The organism is Aminipila luticellarii, assembly GCF_004103735.1.
Classification (GTDB): Bacteria; Bacillota; Clostridia; order Peptostreptococcales; family Anaerovoracaceae; genus Aminipila; species Aminipila luticellarii.
Window position 1 is genome coordinate 769,071 of the sequence record NZ_CP035281.1, and the last position, 19,216, is coordinate 788,286.

The window sequence follows — 19,216 nt, forward strand, 5'->3', positions numbered from 1 at the left end:
AAATTAATTGGAGTAGAATATGAACGATTATTTGGAGCAGTTTAAAAAATATTTGACCAGTGAACGCAGAATGTCTGAAAACTCTCTGCAGGCCTATTGCAGAGACATTGCGGAGTATAGTCGATTTTTAAAAGAAAAAAATGCAGCATCGCTGGAGGATGGCTCAAATACGGAGGTTGTAGCATTTGTTTTAAAATTAAAAAATGATGGAAAGTCTTCCGCTACTGTAAACAGAAAAGTAGCTTCCTTACGAGCCTTTTATAACTTTATGCTGGCTAAAGGGTATGTCAAAGAAAATCCCGTGGTGAACATAAAGTCTCCTAAAATAGAGCGAAAGGAACTGGAATACCTGACGATTGAAGAGGTGGACAAGCTGCTTTCCCTGCCGGATGAATCCATAAAAGGGCAGCGGGATAAAGCGATTCTGGAATTAATGTATGCTACCGGCATCCGGGTCAGTGAAGTCATAGAAGCAAAGGTGGAAGACATCAATCTAAGACTGGGCTTCATCACCTGCAACGGAGAGCACGGAAAAGCCAGAATCATTCCCATGGGAAGACCGGCTCGAGCAGCAGTGGAAACGTACATATTTGAAATCAGAGATCAATTTATAAAAAAGAAAGAAGAAGACCCTTCAAAGGGCCCTTTATTTGTAAATTATTTTGGTGAAAGGCTGACGAGACAAGGTCTTTGGAAGATCTTGAAGGAGTATGCGGGAAAAGCAGGCATTGACAGCAAAATCACACCGCAGACCCTTAGAAACTCCTTTGCGGTTCATATGATTCAAAACGGAGCCGATTTGAAATCCTTGCAGGAACTGATGGGACACGAGGATATAACGGCTACCCAAATTTATTTATCGGTAACGAAGAACCGAATCAAGGATGTATATGACAGAACGCACCCTAGAGCATAGGTTAAAAAGTACTTGCAATACAAGGTGCATTGTGATATAGTAGTTAAGGTTATTACGGACGGTCCTCTGGACATTGTAAATTGTTGAAATACAAACAAATCTAAAAGAATTTATTTTAGAGTTTGCCATGAACGTCTTGGGAAGGAAGGAGGAAATAACGATGAATGTAATGCAGGCAATTGCACAGGAATACACAAGAAATGATATTCCTCAGTTTAATGTTGGTGATACGGTAAAAGTACACATCAAGATCAAAGAAGGAAACAGAGAAAGAGTTCAGGTATTTGAAGGTTTTGTTTTAAAAAAGCAGAACGGAGGTATCAGTGAAACGTTCACTGTCAGAAGAATTGCTTCCGGTGTTGGTGTGGAAAAAACATTTCCTATAAACTCACCGAAGATTGATAAGGTTGAAGTTGTTAAGAGAGGCGATGTAAGAAGAGCTAAGCTTAACTACATGAGAGAAAGAACTGGTAAGGCTGCTAAAATTAAGAGCAAGCACGTATAGTGAAAATCGAGGGGTCCCTTTTTCGGGATCCCTTATTTTTTTAAAGCATATGTATTATAATAGATAAAAAGTAAATCGTATAAAGGAATAGTACATGTTAGGGGGGAAGGCATGATTGAGAATATAAACTGGTATCCGGGTCATATGAAAAAAACCAGGGAATTAATACAGGCAAACCTGAAAATGGTGGATCTGGTCATAGAGGTAATCGATGCGAGGATACCCGTATCCAGCAGGAATCCCATTATCAACGATTTGGTAGGGGGAAAGCAGCGGGTAATTATTTTAAACAAGATGGATTTGGCCGACAGCAGAGAAAATGACCGATGGACTAAGCAGTTCAAGGAGGAAGGCCATTTTGTGGTTCCGATGAACTGCATGAACGGAAATGGTGTATCCAGCCTTTTAAGTCTGCTGACGAAATATCAGGATGCCCGAAATCAGGAATTATCCAGAAAAAGAACCTTGCGAATGATGATTGTAGGTGTTCCCAATGTAGGAAAGTCTTCTCTGATAAACAGGCTTCTGGGCAGAAAGAGTGCGAAAACAGGAGACAGGCCGGGGGTGACAAGGGGAAAACAATGGCTGACCCTGTCTAACGGTATGCAGCTTTTAGATACACCGGGTATTTTATGGCCAAAATTTGAAGATCCGGAGGTCGGTCTAAATCTGGCCTTCTGCGGATCCATCCGGGATGAGACGATGGATCTGTCTTCACTGGCTTTGGAATTGATAGGAGTGTTACAGGAGAACTACCCGGAAGAACTGATGGAGCGGTATAAACTGATCGAGCTGGGCGAAATGCCTCTTGACACCATGGAAGCCATTGCTTCCAAGCGGGGGTTCATCCTGTCCGGAAAAAGAATAGACTATGAGCGAACCGCAAGAACTGTTTTGGACGAGTTCCGATCGGGAATCATAGGTAAAATTACACTGGAGCAATGTGAGGAAGCATGAAAAAGGAAGAACGGGAAGCTTTACTGAAAGAAAAGCTTCAAGAAATGAAAAGATATGAAGAGGAGCTGTACCGACAGGGACTTTGCTTCATAGCAGGTGTTGACGAGGTAGGAAGAGGACCCTTAGCAGGCCCTGTGGTCACCGCCTGCGTCATCCTTCCGCCGGACTTTGATATTCTTGGGGTGGATGACTCTAAAAAGCTGTCGGAAAAAAAGAGAAATGAATTATTTGAAAAAATTAAGGAAAAAGCAATCGCTTATGCCATAGGCATGGTGGACAACCATACCATAGACGAAATTAACATATTAGAAGCAACGAAAAGAGCCATGACAGAAGCGATCCTGAAGGCAGATGAAAAACTAAAGAAACAAGGCGAAAAGGGAATCGAGCACATTCTGATAGACGCGCTGACCTTAAAAGGGATGGATACTCCCCAAACCGGAATTATCAAGGGAGATGCCAGCAGCGTTTCCATTGCGGCCGCTTCTATTGTAGCAAAGGTAACGAGAGATCGGATGATGGTGGAATACGCAGAAAAATATACCGATTATGCCTTTGAAAAAAATAAAGGATACGGGACGAAAGCACATTATGCCGGCATAGAGAAAGCAGGAATTTGCGAAATACATAGAAAAACTTTTTTAAAAAAGGTGTTGGGATAGGGGAGTAAATTGTTGACAAGCTTTTCCCCAGAAGGTAAGCTATAAAGGAGCTTACAAGTGGAAAGAAAGGAAGGGAATGGTATGAAGATCAGTGGATTGTTAAAAGAGAGAGCCTCATTTTCCTTTGAAGTATTCCCACCTAAAATAGAACAGTCTTTAGAGCCTTTAAAAGAAACACTGGATCAGCTTTATCGGTTCAAGCCGGATTTCATCAGCTGCACCTACGGGGCAGGCGGTACGAATAAAGGCAGAAGTACGGAGCTGTGCGACATGATTGAAAGAAGCGGGCATGACGTGATGCCTCATTTTACCTGTATCGGAAACACAAAACAAGGCGTGCACGATTTCATCGGAGAGTATGTTTCCATGGGCGTGGAAAATGTACTGGCACTGCGGGGGGATATTCCCCATGGGCTAGACGGAACCAATGGAGACTTTAATAATGCCAGCCAGCTGATTTCTTTTATTCGGGAAAATTTTCCGAGTCTGTGCCTGGGGGCGGCCTGCTATCCTGAAAAACATATGGAGGCGGTTTCCCTGGAAGAGGATATAAAGTATCTGAAACTGAAACAGGATTGTGGTGCGGAATTTTTAATTACTCAGCTTTGTCACGATGTGGAGGCTTATGAGAGCTTTATCGATCAGATTCGGAAAAAGCAGATCCATTTGCCGGTCATAGTGGGAATCATGCCCGCTCTTTCCAAGGATGGGATTATCCGCATGACGGTTTCAAACGGCTGTTCCATACCCAGAGAGCTGGCTGAAATCATCGGAAAGTATGGAGACAATCCGGAAGAGTTTAAAAAAGCAGGAAAAGAATATACGATCAAACAGATTTTACGATATAAAACGGCTGGAGTAAATGGGCTGCATATCTATTCCTTAAATAAATATAAGGACATTGTGGACATTCTCCAAGCATCGGATCTTTGCCGATAAAAGTTTATAACTTCAAGAGTCAGAAAGGTTAGGGCGGATGATGGAATTTAAGAGTGACATTCAGATTGCGCAGGAAACGGAAGCACTTCATATCAGTGAAATTGCGAAAAGAGCCGGAGTGGATGAAAAGTATCTGGAGCTTTACGGAAACTATAAGGCTAAAGTAGATTATAATATCCTGCGGGATGCAAGCGATAGACCTGACGGCAAGCTGATCTTAGTGACAGCGATTTCGCCGACTCCGGCGGGAGAAGGAAAAACCACCACGACGGTGGGATTGGCAGACGGGCTGAGAAAAATCAATAAAAATGCCCTTGTTGCTTTGAGGGAGCCTTCTCTGGGTCCTGTATTCGGTGTAAAGGGAGGTGCTGCCGGAGGCGGTTATGCTCAGGTGATTCCCATGGAAGATATTAATCTTCATTTTACAGGAGATATGCACGCCATCGGTGCGGCAAACAACCTTTTGGCAGCCTTGCTGGACAATCACATTCAACAGGGAAATCAGCTGAATATTGACGCCAGAAAGATTACCTGGAAACGCTGTGTGGACATGAATGACCGTCAACTTCGATTTGTAGTGGACGGGCTGGGAGGAAAACCGAATGGTTCTCCCAGAGAAGACGGCTTTGACATTACTGTGGCAAGCGAAATCATGGCTATTTTATGTATGGCTAAGGATATTGAAGACTTGAAAGAACGGGTAAAGCGAATTATTGTCGGGTATACCTATGACGATAGACCGGTTACGGCAGGAGATTTAAAAGCACAGGGTGCTATTGCGGCCTTGCTGAAGGATGCCTTGAAACCAAATCTGGTTCAGACATTAGAGCATAATCCTGCATTTATTCACGGAGGGCCTTTTGCAAATATTGCCCATGGCTGCAATTCGATCATGGCCACAAGAATGGCGCTTAAATTGGCAGATTATGTGGTTACAGAGGCCGGCTTCGGAGCAGATCTGGGAGCGGAAAAGTTTTTGGACATCAAATGCAGAGCCGCTGATATCAAGCCTTCGGCAGTCGTTGTCGTGGCCACTGTACGCGCCCTAAAGCATCACGGCGGTGTTGCCAAAGCAGATCTAAATAATGAAAATTTGGAGGCTCTTGAAAAGGGTATGCCGAATTTGTTACAGCATGTTGAAAATATTACAAAAGTATTTAAGCTGCCGGCAGTGGTTGCTATCAACGCCTTTCCAACCGATACCCCCGCTGAGCTGGCCATGGTGGAGGAAAAATGCAGGAAGCTGGGTGTAAAGGTTGCGCTGAGCGAGGTTTGGGCAAAAGGCGGCGAAGGCGGAAAGACTCTTGCGGAAGAGGTCGTAGAATTATGCAGCCAGCCCAATGATTTTTCGTACAGCTATACTTTGGACATGAGCATTGAAGAAAAATTAGAAGCGATCGCGACCAAAATTTATCGTGCAGACGGAGTAGCATTTACCCCGGCTGCAAGGAAACAGCTGGTTCAGTTAGAGGAACTGGGCTTTGGAAATATTCCGATCTGCGTGGCGAAAACCCAATACAGCTTCTCCGACGATGCGAAGCTGCTGGGAGCACCAAGGGGCTTTGTGCTGACAGTCAGGAATTTAAAAGTATCAGCCGGAGCAGGGTTTATTGTCGCCTTGACAGGAGATATTATGACCATGCCGGGACTGCCTAAAGTACCCGCAGCGGAGAAGATTGATGTGGATAACACCGGAAAAATATCCGGACTGTTTTAACAAAGAAACGGTGAAAGACCGGATAAAGGCAAGCAGAAAGGAGCAAAGTAGTTTATGGCACAGATATTGAATGGCAGAGAAGTAGTAGATGCTGTAAATGAAAGGCTTAGAGCAGAAGTATTACTTCTAAAAGAAAAAGGGATTACGCCTACTCTTGGAATTATCAGAGTGGGGGCGAAGGTAGAGGATGTTTCGTATGAAAAGGGTGCGATTAAATGTGCAGAATCTATTGGTGTGGATGTAAAAAAATATCTTTTTAAAGAGAGCATTACGCAGGAGCAGCTGCTGAATGTTATAGCAGCCATAAACCTTGACCTGACGGTACACGGTGTGATATTATTTAGACCGTTACCGGATCATATTGATGACAATACTATAAGAAAAGCCTTGCTGGCGTGTAAGGACGTGGATGGGATCACAGATCAGTCCATGGCAGGAGTCTATACGGGAACCGATTTGGGCTATCCTCCGTGTACGCCGCGAGCCTGTATTGAAATCTTAGACCATTACGGAATCGATATAACCGGCAAAACGGTGGCCGTCATCGGACGAAGCTTAGTAGTAGGAAGACCTGCGGCTATGATGGTTCTGGAAAAAAATGGAACACCGGTTATCTGCCATACAAAGACAGAGGATATGGAAACCATCTGCCGGAATGCCGATGTGTTAATAGTTTCGGCAGGACAGGCTAAGGCCATTGGCGCTGAATATCTGAGTGAGAAGCAGGTGGTCATTGATGTGGGCATCAATATGACGGAAGATGGAAAGCTTTGTGGCGATGTAGATTTTGAAGCGGCACAGAGCATTGTAAAAGCGATTACACCGGTGCCGGGAGGAGTCGGCAAAGTGACCACCAGCCTGCTGATGATGCACGTAATTGATGCAGCAAAGAAAACAATCTAAATTTTGATAAATATAACAGCAAATTGGAAAGAGCGGCCTTGATCATTATGACGGGTCGTTTTTTCTAGGAGAAGGAGCAAGGATGGATATATTAGCACGACCTAGAAGATTAAGATTAGACGAAAAAATTCGGAATATGACAAGAGAGACGAGAATGTCAAAGGACTCCTTGATTTATCCGATTTTTATAGAAGAAGGAAAAGATATCCGCACGGAAATCACTACCATGCCGGGACAGAAGCGGTACAGCATAGATACCATGGGAGAAGAACTGGAATCCGTATCAAAAGCAGGTGTGAGGAATATCATTTTATTTGGGGCACCTGCTCATAAGGACGAATGCGGAAGCGGAGCATATGACGAGCACGGGATCGTACAGGAAGCCTTGCGGGCGGCGAAAAAGGATTTTCCGGACTTGTATTACATCGGAGATGTATGCATGTGCGAATACACATCCCATGGGCATTGCGGCATTTTGAAAGGGGAGACCGTGGATAATGATAAAACACTTCCGCTTTTGGCACAGACCGCAGTATCGCAGGTTCGAGCCGGTGCAGACATGGTGGCGCCTTCTGATATGATGGACGGCAGAGTGCTGGCTATTCGGGACGCTTTAGATGAAGCCGGCTATGAAAATACGCCGATTATGTCCTATGCCGCTAAGTATGCTTCTGCTTTTTACGGGCCTTTCAGGGAAGCCGCAGGCTCAGATAACTTTAAAGGTAACCGAAAAACATATCAGATGGACTATCACAACAGGCGGGAAGCGTTGAAAGAAGTATTTTTGGATTTGGAGGAGGGCGCGGACATTATCATGGTGAAGCCTGCCCTGTCTTACTTGGATATTATCCGAGAGGTTCGGGATAATATAGATGTTCCGGTAGCGGCCTACAGCGTGAGCGGCGAGTACGCTATGATCAAGGCCGCGGGAATGGCCGGCATGGTAGATGAAGCTTCCATTATCGCAGAAACGACGACCAGCATTTTCAGAGCGGGTGCAGATATGCTGATCACTTATTTTGCCAAAGAAGCGGCACAAATGATTCAGAGCGGACAAATTGGTTAACCTATCAGATGGCACCTGGATACGTATGGAGGAAATGCAAATGTTGAACAATAAGACAGATCGATCAGAACGTTTATTTGAAGAGGCGAAGCACTACATACCGGGTGGAGTCAACAGTCCGGCCAGAGCCTTTCAGGCAGTCGGCACGACTCCCAGGTTTATAGAAAAAGCAGACGCTCAGTTCATTTACGATGCGGACGGAAATAAATATATCGATTATATTGGTTCATGGGGGCCGATGATCCTTGGAAATAACAATCCCGGAGTTTTAAAGGCTGTGCAGGAAACAATCGTCCATGGACTTAGCTTCGGTGCCGCCACGGGAAGGGAAATTACCATGGCAAAGCTCGCCTGCGAGATGATTCCGTGCTTTGAGATGGTGCGGATGGTAAATTCGGGGACGGAGGCCACCATGTCTGCCCTCCGCACGGCAAGAGGCTACACGGGAAGAAATAAGATCATCAAATTTGAAGGCTGCTATCACGGGCACAGCGACGGTCTTTTAGTGAAAGCAGGTTCCGCATTGATTGCGGAAGGCGGCTCGCCGGACAGCGCAGGTGTTACAGAAAACTGTGCAAAGGATACGCTGACAGCAAGATACAACGACATGGACAGCGTAGAAAAATTGTTTGAAGAATACAAAGGAGATATTGCCGCCGTTATTATTGAACCAGTCGCAGCCAATATGGGCGTGGTTCTGCCGCAAGATGGATTCCTGAAAAACCTTCGTGAAATCTGTGATCTTCATCAGACTGTTCTGATTTTCGACGAAGTAATCACCGGCTTCCGATTAGCACCCGGCGGGGCGCAGCAGCTGTTTGGTGTGACGCCGGATATGGCGACCTTCGGCAAGATTATTGGAGGCGGTATGCCGGTAGGGGCTTACGGCGGCAGACGGGACATCATGGAATGTGTAGCACCGGTAGGGAAGGTGTATCAGGCGGGTACACTGAGCGGAAATCCGGTGGCAATGGCGGCAGGTATTGCTCAACTGACCTGCTTAAAGGAAAATCCGTCTGTATATGAGCATATTAATTCCCTGGGAGAAATGTTGTACGGCGGCCTTAAGGAGATCATAGCTGCGGCGAAAGTGGACTGCACGGTCAATCATATCGGCTCCATCGGAACCCTGTTCTTCACAGGCGGACAGGTAACCGATTATACTTCTGCCAGAACGTCAGATTTAAAGCGATATGCAGAATATTTCCGATATATGATTCAGCATGGCAATTATTTTGCACCGGCCCAATTCGAAGCCATGTTTATTTCAGATCAGCATACGGAAGCGGATATCCAAAAAACGTTGTCCGACGCGGCTGTATTTTTTGGCGTATAAAACAGGCACTGCCTTTCAATGGAGCAGGCTGTATAGAATGTATTTAGGGGGTTGTACGACCCCCTGTTTTAGTGTTACAATATATTGGACAATAGAGAAATATTGTAGGTGCCCGGGGATTCCTACCGGGAGAATAGGGAAGTTGGGTAAAAGCCCACGCGGTCACGCCGCTGTAATGGAAGAGTCGTGCTTCATGAAGCCACTGTGTAAAAATGGGAAGGAGAGTACGATGTTGACGCCAGAGTCAGAAGACCTGCCTACGGTATCGGATTCTGTTCGGTCGTTCAGACTGCAACAGAGGTTACACTTTTTTTGCGAAGGATGAATAAGTGTAATAAGAGGGGCTTATTGTCAGCCCCCGTATTACGCTGTTCTGATTTTCAGAATGGCGATTTTTTTTAAGGAAGGTTAAATGAAATGAAGAAAGCCCTATTGATCGTAAGCTTTGGGACCAGTCACAAGGAGACCAGAGAAAAGACTATTGGTGAAATTGAACGATTTATAAGCAGAGCTTACCCGGACAGGGAGCTCAGAAGAGCCTTTACCAGCAGTATTATTATGAAGGTTCTTAAAACCCGTGATCACATGCATGTGGACAATGTTCGGGAAGCGATGGAAAGGTTAGCAGAAGACGGATTTAAAGATGTGCTGGTGCAGCCTACCCATATTATAAACGGAGAAGAATACGAAAAGATGATGGAGCAGATCACGCCCTTTAAGAATAGCTTTGACGCTATTTCCGTGGGCAAGGCTCTCCTGACCTCTTCCAGAGACTATGATGAAGTCTGCAAAGCAATTATGGCGGAAGTACCGGAATTGGATCAGAAAAAAAATGCAGATCAGGCGGCTAAGACGGCGTTGGTTCTGATGGGACATGGGACAGGACATTTCTCGGATGCCGCCTATGCGGCACTGGATTACCGATTTAAGGCATTGGGCTATGAAAATGTCTTCGTAGGTACTGTGGAAGGCTATCCGGAGGTGAGTCTGGTTTTAAAACAGGTAAAGGACTACGCACCGGATGAAGTCGTGCTGATGCCGCTTATGGTAGTGGCCGGAGATCATGCGGTCAACGATATGGCAGGAGAGCAGGAAGATTCATGGAAAGTCCTCTTTAAAAATGCGGGATATAAGGTGACCTGCATCCTAAGAGGAATCGGAGAATTTACGGGAATACAAAAAATGTATTTAGATCATACAGCTGATTGTGAATAGACGATTAGTGTTGAAAAACCAAGGAAAACAGCGAAAAAGGAAATGCGGAGGAATGGAATGGCAAAATTATATGGAGTAGGTGTCGGACCCGGAGATCCGGAACTCATGACATTAAAAGCGGTGAGGGTAATTGAGGAATGTGATATTGTAGCCATTCCCAAGTCCGGTCAGAGTATCAATGTGGCGTATACCATAGCGAAGGGTGCAATCCCGGATTTAGATAAAAAGCTGGTGGCAGAGCTGGATATGCCCATGACCAGAGACAGGGGAAAGCTCGAAGCCAGTCACGATGCGGCGGCAGAACAGGTGAAAAAATGGCTCGACGAAGGAAAAAATGTGGCCTTTCTGACCTTGGGAGATCCGACGATCTATTCCACATACGCCTATGTTCATAATCGGGTGCGGGATGCCGGATATGAAACAGAAATTCTCTCGGGCATTCCTTCTTTTTGTGCGGTTTCAGCCAGATTGAATGACAGCCTGACCGAAGGGGAGGAGGCTCTGCATATTATACCGGCTTCTTATAAGGGAACCGAGGAGGCCTTACTGATGAAAGGAACCAAGGTTCTGATGAAGAGCGGAAAATCCATAGGAAAGCTGAAAGAATATATTCATTCCATGGAGAATCCTCCTACCGTTAAAATGGTGGAACGCTGCGGCATGGAAGGTGAGCGGGTATTTGAAAATATAGAGGCCATTGATGAAAATGCCAGCTATTTTTCCGTACTCATCGTCCGAGATAAAAAATAGAGGACAGATACATTTGAAAGGCGAATCGGAATGCGTATTAGAATGGTAGGCATTGATCACAGCAAAGCATCGCTCGACTACAGGGAGGCCTTTTCCTTTACAAAAGCAGGAGTAAAAGAAGCTCTCGGGGAAATGAAAAAACGGTTTCAGCTGAAAGGCTGCATACTCCTTTCCACCTGCAATCGGACAGAGCTTTGGATCAGTCAGTGCGATAACGAAAAATTGAATAAGATCAGTCCTTATGACATGCTCTGTCAAATTAAAAAAATAGATACCAGCTTATATGAAGAATATTTTATAGAGAGGGATAACCGTCAGGCTATAGAACATCTTCTTAAGCTGGTCTGTGGATTTGATTCAAAAATCTTTGGGGAGGATCAGATCATCTCACAGGTGCGGGAAGCATTGCAGATGGCCAGAGAAGAAGGCTGTGCGGATATGGCTCTGGAAAAGGTCTTTCAAACGGCACTGGCAGCAGGGAAAAAGGTCAAGACAGAGGTGCGTCTGTCTATGATAAGCCGTTCCTCCGCAAGTAATGTGATCGATATTTTAAAATCAGAACTGGGCGATTTAAAAGGAGTTCCCTGTCTGGTCATCGGAAACGGGCAGATGGGAAAGCTCGTGGTGAATATGCTGGTGGCATGCGGAGCTTCTGTTTCCATGACTTTGCGGCGGAAAATGCATGGAATGGACGAACAGGAGTCCATTGTACCGGAAAGGTGCAGCATGGTTTCGTATGACGACAGAATTTCTCAGATCAAGGGAAAACAGGTCATAGTGAGTGCGACCTTAAGCCCCCATTATACCTTGCGTTCAGAAGAGGTTCAGGAGTTTTTTTCGGTTCCTTGCATAACCGGTAAGGCGGTTTCGGAAGGAAAAAATAAATATTACCTATTTGATTTGGCTGTTCCAAGGGATGTGGATCCGGCGATTGCAAAAATGCCTTACGTAAACTTGTTTGACATTGATTCTATGAACAGCGGCAGCTCCCGAGAGGAAAATGCGGAACAGGTTCAGCTGGCCATCAACATCTTGACGGAATATCAGGAGGAGCTTGACCGATGGTTTGAGTTCAGACAGTATATCCCTAAGATTCAGGAAATCGTGAATCTGGTCTCAGAGGATGCGGAGCAACGATTCATCCATACAGCTTCTGAAATAGAAGAGGATTCCGAAAATTCGGTTCTGGCAGCAGAGAAGGCTGCCGGGAAAGCTACCTCTAAGCTGCTGTACGGGCTGCGGGAACAGTTACCGCAGGAACTTTGGGAGCAGTGCTTGGATGCCTTGCACAGATCGGCATCCCGAGAAACGTTGAAACATTAGAAAACAGGAGGGCAGGTATGAAGATTTTAGTATTTGCTGGGACTACAGAAGGCAGACTGCTGATCGAAGCACTTTTAAATATGAATAAGCTATTCGTGTGTGCCTGTGTAGCCACGGAATATGGAAAAGAAATACTGGAGCATGAACCTGCGGAAAATTTTGAAATAAAGACGGGCAGGCTGACCGGAGAAGAAATGGAGAGCCTGATAGCTCAAGGCTTTGATTGGGTCGTAGATGCCACCCATCCCTATGCCACGGTGGTAACGGAGAATATAAAAGAGGCCTGCGAAAAAACGAAGGCTCGATATATCCGGCTGCTGCGGGAAAAAACAAACTTTGGATCCGATTGTGTATTTGTGGAAAATACGGCTGCTGCGGCGGACTATTTGAACACCACTACAGGAAATATACTGCTAACAACAGGAAGTAAGGAACTGGAAAGTTATACAAGCATTTATAACTATAAAGAAAGGCTTTATGCCAGAGTACTTCCCATGGAACAAGTTCTGGCAGGATGCAGTGCGCTGGGACTTTCAGGCAGGCATTTGATCTGTATGCAGGGGCCTTTTTCTCAAGAGCTGAATAAAGCCATGCTAGAACAGCTGGATTGTACATATATGGTAACGAAGGATACGGGAACAGAGGGCGGTGCCTATGAAAAATATCAGGCGGCCAAGGCAGCAGGTGCCACATTAGTGGTGGTGGGCAGAGCAAAGCAGGAAGCTGGGCTGTCTCTGACACAGGTAATAGAAACGGTTACCGGAGAGCTTAAGGAGCCGGAGCCGGCAGAATGGTTTCCCATGTTTGTCAATATAAACGACAGGAATATTGCCGTGATTGGTGCAGGAAAGATTGCTCGAAGGCGGATTGAAACCCTGTTAAAGTTTTCCTGCAATCTGAGGATTGTATCCAAGGAGATCCCCGAAGAAATAAAACAGCTGGTTCAGAACTATAGGAACAGAAATGAACGAGCCGGACAGAACCGATCTGTTGAGCTGCTGGAAAAAGAGTTCGAAATAGCAGATCTGGCAGGAGCAGATCTGGTTTTAGCGGCAACCAATGACCGAAAGCTAAATCAGCACATCGGCATACAGTGCAGAGAGCGGGGCATGCTGATCAATGTAGCTGACGCAAAGGAAGAATGTGACTTTTATTTTCCGGGGGTTATCATGCAGGGCAGCCTGATAGCCGGTGTTACTGCTCAAGGAAAAAGTCACAGCCTTGCTAAAAAGGGTTCAGATGCCATACGGCATGCCTGGAAAAATATAGAATAAATAGAAGGACGCGTTCAGCAGATAGGGCAGCGCACTGGAGGAAATATTAAAGGAGAAAATGATGGCCGGACGAAAAATAATAGTGGGAAGCAGGGACAGCAAGCTGGCGGTAGCTCAGTCCAAACTGATAATGGCTCAGATAGCAAAGGCACATCCGGAACTTGAACTGGAGCTGGTGACGATGAAAACAACAGGAGATCTGATTCTGGATAAGCGGTTGGACCAAATAGGCGGAAAGGGCTTGTTTGTGAAAGAATTGGATAAAGCCTTACTGGAAGGCAGGATTGATATTTCCGTACATAGCCTGAAAGATCTGCCTATGGAAACTTCACCGGAACTTCCTTTAGTGGCTTTTTCCGGAAGGGAAAATCCGCTGGATGTATTAGTTTATCCGGAAGGGGCATCCTGTGCGGATCAAAAGCTGCCTTTAGGAACCTCCAGCTTGCGGAGAGAACTGCAGGTAAAGGAGATTTATCCGGACTGGAGGGTCGAAAGCGTCAGAGGAAATCTGCAGACCAGACTTTCCAAGCTGGACAGCGGCCAATACGGTGCCATTATACTTGCTTATGCCGGAATAGCCCGTTTGGGGCTGAAAAATCGTATCAGCAGAGTCTTTACAGCAGATGAGGTGATTCCGTCTGCCGGACAGGGCATTATTGCTGTTCAGGGCAGAGCAGAGGAAGATTATTCTTTCTTGGACTGTGTAAACGATAAAAACTCAGAAATGTGCGCCAAGGCAGAACGAGCCTTTGTGACCTATTTAGACGGAGGATGCAGTTCCCCTATCGGCGCATTCGCGGAAATATCCGGTGATGAAATCTTGATAAGAGGCCTTTATTATAATGAGGAAACAAAAGAATACCATAAAGGCAGGGAAACAGGCAAAATAAGCGATGGAGAAATGCTGGCTGTCACATTAGCAAAGCGGTTAAAGGATGGAAAATAGAATGATGCAAGAGTGTAAAAAAGGTAAGGTCTGGTTGATAGGTGCAGGTCCCGGAGACGCCGGACTGTTTACTATAAAAGGAAAAAAGGTGTTAGATCAGGCAGAGGTAGTGGTTTATGATAAACTGGTAGGACAGGGCGTCTTGGGAATGATTCCTGCACAGGCCAAATTGATTTTTGTGGGAAAGGTATCCGGGCACCATCCTATTCCCCAGCATGAAATCAATGAAATTCTGCTGAGAGAAGCCCAGGCTGGAAAGCGAGTGGTGCGTTTGAAGGGCGGGGATCCTTTCGTATTCGGAAGAGGAGGAGAAGAGCTGGAGCTGCTTCGCCAGCACCAGATACCTTTCGAGATCGTGCCGGGCATTACGTCTGCGGTCTCAGTACCTGCTTATAACGGTATTCCTGTCACCCACAGAGACTTTGTATCCTCTCTGCACATCATCACGGGGCATACCAAGAAAAAGGATGAAGCGGAAATCGATTATGAAGCCCTTGTAAGGCTGGGAGGCACTTTTGTGTTCCTGATGGGGATTACGGCCATGCCGAAAATTTGCAGAGGGCTGTTGAAAGCGGGCATCGAAAAAGATATGCCGGCAGCTGTTTTGGAACGGGGAACTTCCGCCCACCAGAGAAGGGTGGTTTCGGATGTGTCGCATTTGGCGGAGGACGCAGAGAAAGCGGGCATCCAGACACCGGCGATCATTATCGTGGGAAAGGTCTGTGCTTTGGAAAAGGACTTTCACTGGGCAGAGGACAGGCCTTTGGGAGGTTTTAAGATAGCTGTTACCAGACCGAAAGACCGAGATTCCTCCCTGGCGGATAAGCTGTCCATGTTAGGAGCAGAAATCATGCTGATGCCGACTATAGAGACGAAGGTGATTGCGGATAATAAACCGCTGGAAGACGCTATTCATGATATACGACGGTTTGATTACCTTGCTTTCACAAGCCCCGTAGGAGTGGAAGGTTTCTTTAACAAGCTTCGGGAGATGAAAAAAGATATAAGAGACTTAGGAAGCATTAAATTCGCGGCCATAGGCTCCGCTACCAGGGAAGCCATAGAAAAGAGGGGCATTCTGGTGGACCTGATGCCATCTGTCTACAGCGGAAAGGCTTTGGGCAGCCTGATTGCGGCTGAATCGGAAGAGTGGGGCTCCAAAATCGGAAGAAAGCCGGAGGTTTTGATTCCGAGAGCTAAGATCGGCACAGACGATGTGATCAGACCGCTGGAAGAGGCATCCGTTAAATTTACGGATATTGCGGTGTACGATACCTTTGAGGCAAGCTACGGTGAAACGGACAAAGCCGGAGCCATTTCCAAGCTGATTGATTTTGCGGAAGAAGACGTAGACTATGTGGCATTTACCAGTGCTTCTACTGTTCGTGGATTTGTGACCGCTTCGGGGCTGAGTGATTTTTCTTCCGTGAAAGCCGTATGCATTGGAAAGAAGACCGCGGAAGAGGCTGAAAAGTATGGAATGCAGATATCCACATCCAAGCAAGCGACCATCGACAGCATGGTGGAATGCTTCCTGAGTTTGCAGCCGTAATTTGGGGCTTGACAATTAACCGAAATGATATAAACTAAATAAATAGAATGAAATATACCAACTATGATAAAGAGGAGTAGGAACGGTTCGCATCTTGCCTTTGAAACAATGTATTGATTCACGGCATCAGAGAATGAAATCCGCAGGCTGTAAGATTTCAAGGAAAGCGTGTTCTGAAGGTTGCTTTATGTAATCTAATCGAAAAATAATGAGCAGATGAAAACATAGTGAAAGATGAAATGAGTGCTGGGCATGTGGAGTGCACAGAACAAAGGTGGTACCGCGGAAGTTTATCCGTCCTTTGGCAGAGATTGCCCGAAGGACGGTTTTTTATTACGCAGGAATATCGCTTGCGATATGACGGAGTATCATAAAAAGCTATTATAGAAAATATATAAAAAATATAAAAAAGGAGTAAATATATGGAAAAAAACCTGGCAAAGACTTATAATCCAAAAGATTTTGAGGACAGAATATATGAAGAGTGGGAGAGAAAAGGGGCTTTTAAAGCGAAAATCGATAAAAATAAAAAGCCTTTTACGATTGTCATGCCCCCTCCAAACATTACGGGACAGCTTCATATGGGACATGCGCTGGATCAGACCCTCCAGGACGTGCTGACAAGATGGAAGAGAATGCAGGGATACAGCGCTCTATGGCTTCCGGGCTCAGACCATGCGAGTATTGCCACAGAAGTAAAGGTCGTGAATAAGATCCGGGAAGAAGAAGGCAAAGAAAAAGAAGATTTAGGCAGAGAAGAGTTCTTAAAGCGTGTATGGGAATGGAAAGAAGAATACGGCGGCCGAATTACCAAACAATGCCGTAAGCTGGGAGATTCCTGCGATTGGGACAGAGAACGCTTTACGATGGATGAGGGCTGCAGCAAGGCTGTTAATGAAATGTTCGTACGGCTTTATGAAAAAGGACTGATTTACAGGGGAAACAGGCTGATCAACTGGTGTCCGGAATGCGGAACCTCTCTTTCGGATGCGGAAGTGGAACATGAAGATAAGAACGGTAAGTACTGGTATTTCAGGTATCCCGGTGCAGACGGAAGCGAAGGGATTGTAGTAGCTACCTCAAGACCTGAGACCATGTTTGCCGACGAGGCCATAGCCGTACATCCGGAGGACGAACGGTATAAAGATATGGTAGGGAAAAAGGTAATTCTTCCTATCGTGGGAAAAGAAATTCCGGTTATTGCCGATCTGTATCCGGATCCTGAAAAGGGTACAGGTGCTGTAAAAATTACACCGGCTCACGATCCTAACGACTTTGAGGTCGGTGAACGGCACCATTTGTCCAGACCTTCCTGCATTAATTCCGATGCGACGATGAACGAGCTGGCCGGCAAATATGCGGGCATGGATCGGTTTGAATGCAGAAAAGCCTGGGTAGCGGAGCTTGAAGCTGCTGGATTTTTAGTAAAGACCGAAGAGAAGGTCATTCCTTCAGGAGAATGCTACCGATGTCACACCGTCATTGAGCCGATGCTTTCCGATCAATGGTTCGTCAAGATGGAAGAGCTTGCAAAGCCGGCTATTGAAGCGGCTAAAACCGGAAAACTGCAGCATGTGCCGGAACGGTTTGAAAAGATTTATCTGCATTGGCTGGAAAATATCAGAGACTGGTGCATTTCCAGACAGTTGTGGTGGGGGCATAGAATTCCGGCGTATTACTGCGAGGAATGCGGTGAAATGGTGGTCTCGCGAACAGCTCCGGATACGTGTCCAAAGTGCGGAAGTACTAAGATGAGACAAGATGAGGATGTACTGGATACCTGGTTCTCATCGGGACTATGGCCGTTTTCAACCTTGGGATGGCCCGAAAAGACGCCGGATCTTGAATATTTCTATCCGACGGATGTGCTGGTTACCGGCTATGATATTATTTTCTTCTGGGTCGTAAGGATGGTCTTTTCTGCCCTTGAAGTAACCGGAGAATCTCCTTTTAAATATGTTTATGTTCACGGACTTGTCCGGGATGCGGAAGGCCGAAAGATGAGCAAATCTCTCGGAAACGGCATTGATCCGCTGGAAATCATCGATCAGTACGGTGCGGATGCCCTGCGGTTCATGCTGATGACAGGTATCACACCGGGAAATGATATGAGGTTTAAGGAAGATAAGCTGGAGTCAGCCAGAAACTTTGCCAACAAGCTTTGGAATGCCTCCCGGTTCGTTATCATGAATTTGCAGGATGAAGAGGGCCATTTCAGAGAAATGGCATCAGAGCATGACGGACTGGATAGGATTGCCCTTCAAGATGAGGATAAATGGATTCTTGCACGAGTAAATGATGCGGTTCAGTATGTGACCAATTCCATGGAAAAATTTGACTTGTCGCTGGCAGGACAGAGAGTCTATGAAGTGATCTGGAACGAGTACTGCGACTGGTATATTGAACTGGTGAAGGGCAGATTGTACGGAGAGGATGAAGAGGACAAGAAGGTTGCCAGATATGTACTCGTACGAGCATTAAAAGACATGCTGAAACTCCTTCACCCATTCATGCCGTTTATTACAGAGGAAATTTGGAGCTTTTTACCTAAGACAGAGCAGGAAATGGCAGAAGCAAAAGCAGAGGGAAACCCGGAAGACTTTTTGATCAAAGCCAGCTGGCCGATATTTGATGCTGCGCTTACTTTTGGGCAAGAAGTGGAAAAATTAGATACGGCCATGGAAGCCATCCGAGCCATCCGAAACATCCGGGCAGAAGCAGAAGCGGCACCGAGCCGAAAGCTTCGGGCGATTATCGTTTCAACGGGAAAGGATCTGGACTATATTAAGGCCGGAGAGAGGTACATTAAGGCCCTTGCCAATATTACCGAGATTCGCTTTACAGAAAATAAATCCGAGGTGCCGGAAGAGGTCATGTCTGCTGTGATGGGAGCTATTGAGCTGTTTATTCCGCTGGATGATCTGCTGGACTATAAAGCAGAATTTGAAAGGCTTACGAAGGAAAAAGCCAGACTGGAGGGCGAAGTAAAACGAGTGGCTGGAAAGCTGAACAATCAAGGATTCGTAGCTAAGGCTCCGGAAAAGGTGATCCAGGAAGAACGGGAAAAACAGGTGAAGTATGAGGATATGCTTGCAAAGGTTACCGCAAGACTTGCACTTGTCGAAAAAAAACTGTAATAGGTATTATGGGAGAAT

General features: G+C 45.9%; 16 protein-coding genes and 1 riboswitch. All 16 genes read left to right on the forward strand.

The features are described from left to right. The first annotated feature begins 19 nt into the window (after positions 1-19). Positions 20-916: a site-specific tyrosine recombinase gene (locus EQM06_RS03615; RefSeq protein ID WP_128745041.1), complete on the forward strand. Its 897-nt coding sequence runs from the start codon at positions 20-22 to the stop codon at positions 914-916. Between the two features lie 160 nt (positions 917-1,076). Continuing rightward, positions 1,077-1,421, forward strand: coding sequence for a 50S ribosomal protein L19 (gene rplS, locus EQM06_RS03620; RefSeq protein WP_128745042.1), 345 nt, complete (start codon positions 1,077-1,079; stop codon positions 1,419-1,421). A 111-nt stretch (positions 1,422-1,532) separates the two neighbouring features. After that, positions 1,533-2,378: a ribosome biogenesis GTPase YlqF gene (gene ylqF, locus EQM06_RS03625; protein ID WP_128745043.1), complete on the forward strand. Its 846-nt coding sequence runs from the start codon at positions 1,533-1,535 to the stop codon at positions 2,376-2,378. Beyond that, positions 2,375-3,040 carry a ribonuclease HII gene (locus tag EQM06_RS03630; protein WP_128745044.1) on the forward strand — a complete coding sequence of 222 codons (666 nt, stop codon included), beginning with the start codon at positions 2,375-2,377 and terminating at the stop codon, positions 3,038-3,040. Before ylqF ends, EQM06_RS03630 begins: the two co-directional genes overlap by 4 nt. A 57-nt stretch (positions 3,041-3,097) precedes the next feature. After that, positions 3,098-3,979, forward strand: coding sequence for a methylenetetrahydrofolate reductase (locus EQM06_RS03635; RefSeq protein ID WP_230975012.1), 882 nt, complete (start codon positions 3,098-3,100; stop codon positions 3,977-3,979). 40 nt (positions 3,980-4,019) lie between these two features. Then, positions 4,020-5,696 carry a formate--tetrahydrofolate ligase gene (locus EQM06_RS03640; protein ID WP_128746781.1) on the forward strand — a complete coding sequence of 559 codons (1,677 nt, stop codon included), beginning with the start codon at positions 4,020-4,022 and terminating at the stop codon, positions 5,694-5,696. Positions 5,697-5,750: 54 nt separating this feature from the next. Continuing rightward, a complete protein-coding gene (locus EQM06_RS03645) occupies positions 5,751-6,599 on the forward strand; it encodes a bifunctional 5,10-methylenetetrahydrofolate dehydrogenase/5,10-methenyltetrahydrofolate cyclohydrolase (RefSeq protein ID WP_128745045.1) in 849 nt (282 codons plus the stop codon). Positions 6,600-6,681: 82 nt separating this feature from the next. After that, complete coding sequence (hemB, locus tag EQM06_RS03650; RefSeq protein WP_128745046.1) at positions 6,682-7,665, forward strand: porphobilinogen synthase; 984 nt, start codon at positions 6,682-6,684, stop codon at positions 7,663-7,665. Between the two features lie 40 nt (positions 7,666-7,705). Continuing rightward, positions 7,706-9,001 (forward strand): glutamate-1-semialdehyde 2,1-aminomutase, encoded by a 1,296-nt coding sequence (hemL, locus tag EQM06_RS03655; RefSeq protein WP_128745047.1) that lies wholly within the window; start codon positions 7,706-7,708, stop codon positions 8,999-9,001. An 89-nt stretch (positions 9,002-9,090) separates the two neighbouring features. Beyond that, positions 9,091-9,276, forward strand: a riboswitch (cobalamin riboswitch). A gap of 142 nt (positions 9,277-9,418) precedes the next feature. Continuing rightward, entirely contained in the window at positions 9,419-10,216 is a 798-nt protein-coding gene (locus tag EQM06_RS03660; protein ID WP_128745048.1) for a sirohydrochlorin cobaltochelatase, read from the forward strand. Positions 10,217-10,273: 57 nt separating this feature from the next. Next, complete coding sequence (gene cobI, locus EQM06_RS03665) at positions 10,274-10,966, forward strand: precorrin-2 C(20)-methyltransferase (protein WP_230975013.1); 693 nt, start codon at positions 10,274-10,276, stop codon at positions 10,964-10,966. Positions 10,967-10,996: 30 nt separating this feature from the next. Continuing rightward, entirely contained in the window at positions 10,997-12,289 is a 1,293-nt protein-coding gene (hemA, locus tag EQM06_RS03670) for a glutamyl-tRNA reductase (protein WP_128745050.1), read from the forward strand. A 17-nt stretch (positions 12,290-12,306) separates the two neighbouring features. Further along, positions 12,307-13,563, forward strand: a complete 1,257-nt coding sequence (cobK, locus tag EQM06_RS03675; protein WP_128745051.1) for a precorrin-6A reductase — start codon at positions 12,307-12,309, stop codon at positions 13,561-13,563. Between the two features lie 58 nt (positions 13,564-13,621). After that, positions 13,622-14,509 (forward strand): hydroxymethylbilane synthase, encoded by an 888-nt coding sequence (gene hemC / locus EQM06_RS03680; RefSeq protein WP_330548363.1) that lies wholly within the window; start codon positions 13,622-13,624, stop codon positions 14,507-14,509. Then, positions 14,499-16,061 carry a uroporphyrinogen-III C-methyltransferase gene (gene cobA, locus EQM06_RS03685; RefSeq protein WP_230975014.1) on the forward strand — a complete coding sequence of 521 codons (1,563 nt, stop codon included), beginning with the start codon at positions 14,499-14,501 and terminating at the stop codon, positions 16,059-16,061. The genes hemC and cobA overlap by 11 nt, the downstream gene beginning before the upstream one ends. Positions 16,062-16,483: 422 nt before the next feature. Next, positions 16,484-19,198 carry a valine--tRNA ligase gene (locus EQM06_RS03690; protein ID WP_128745052.1) on the forward strand — a complete coding sequence of 905 codons (2,715 nt, stop codon included), beginning with the start codon at positions 16,484-16,486 and terminating at the stop codon, positions 19,196-19,198. Positions 19,199-19,216 lie beyond the last annotated feature (18 nt).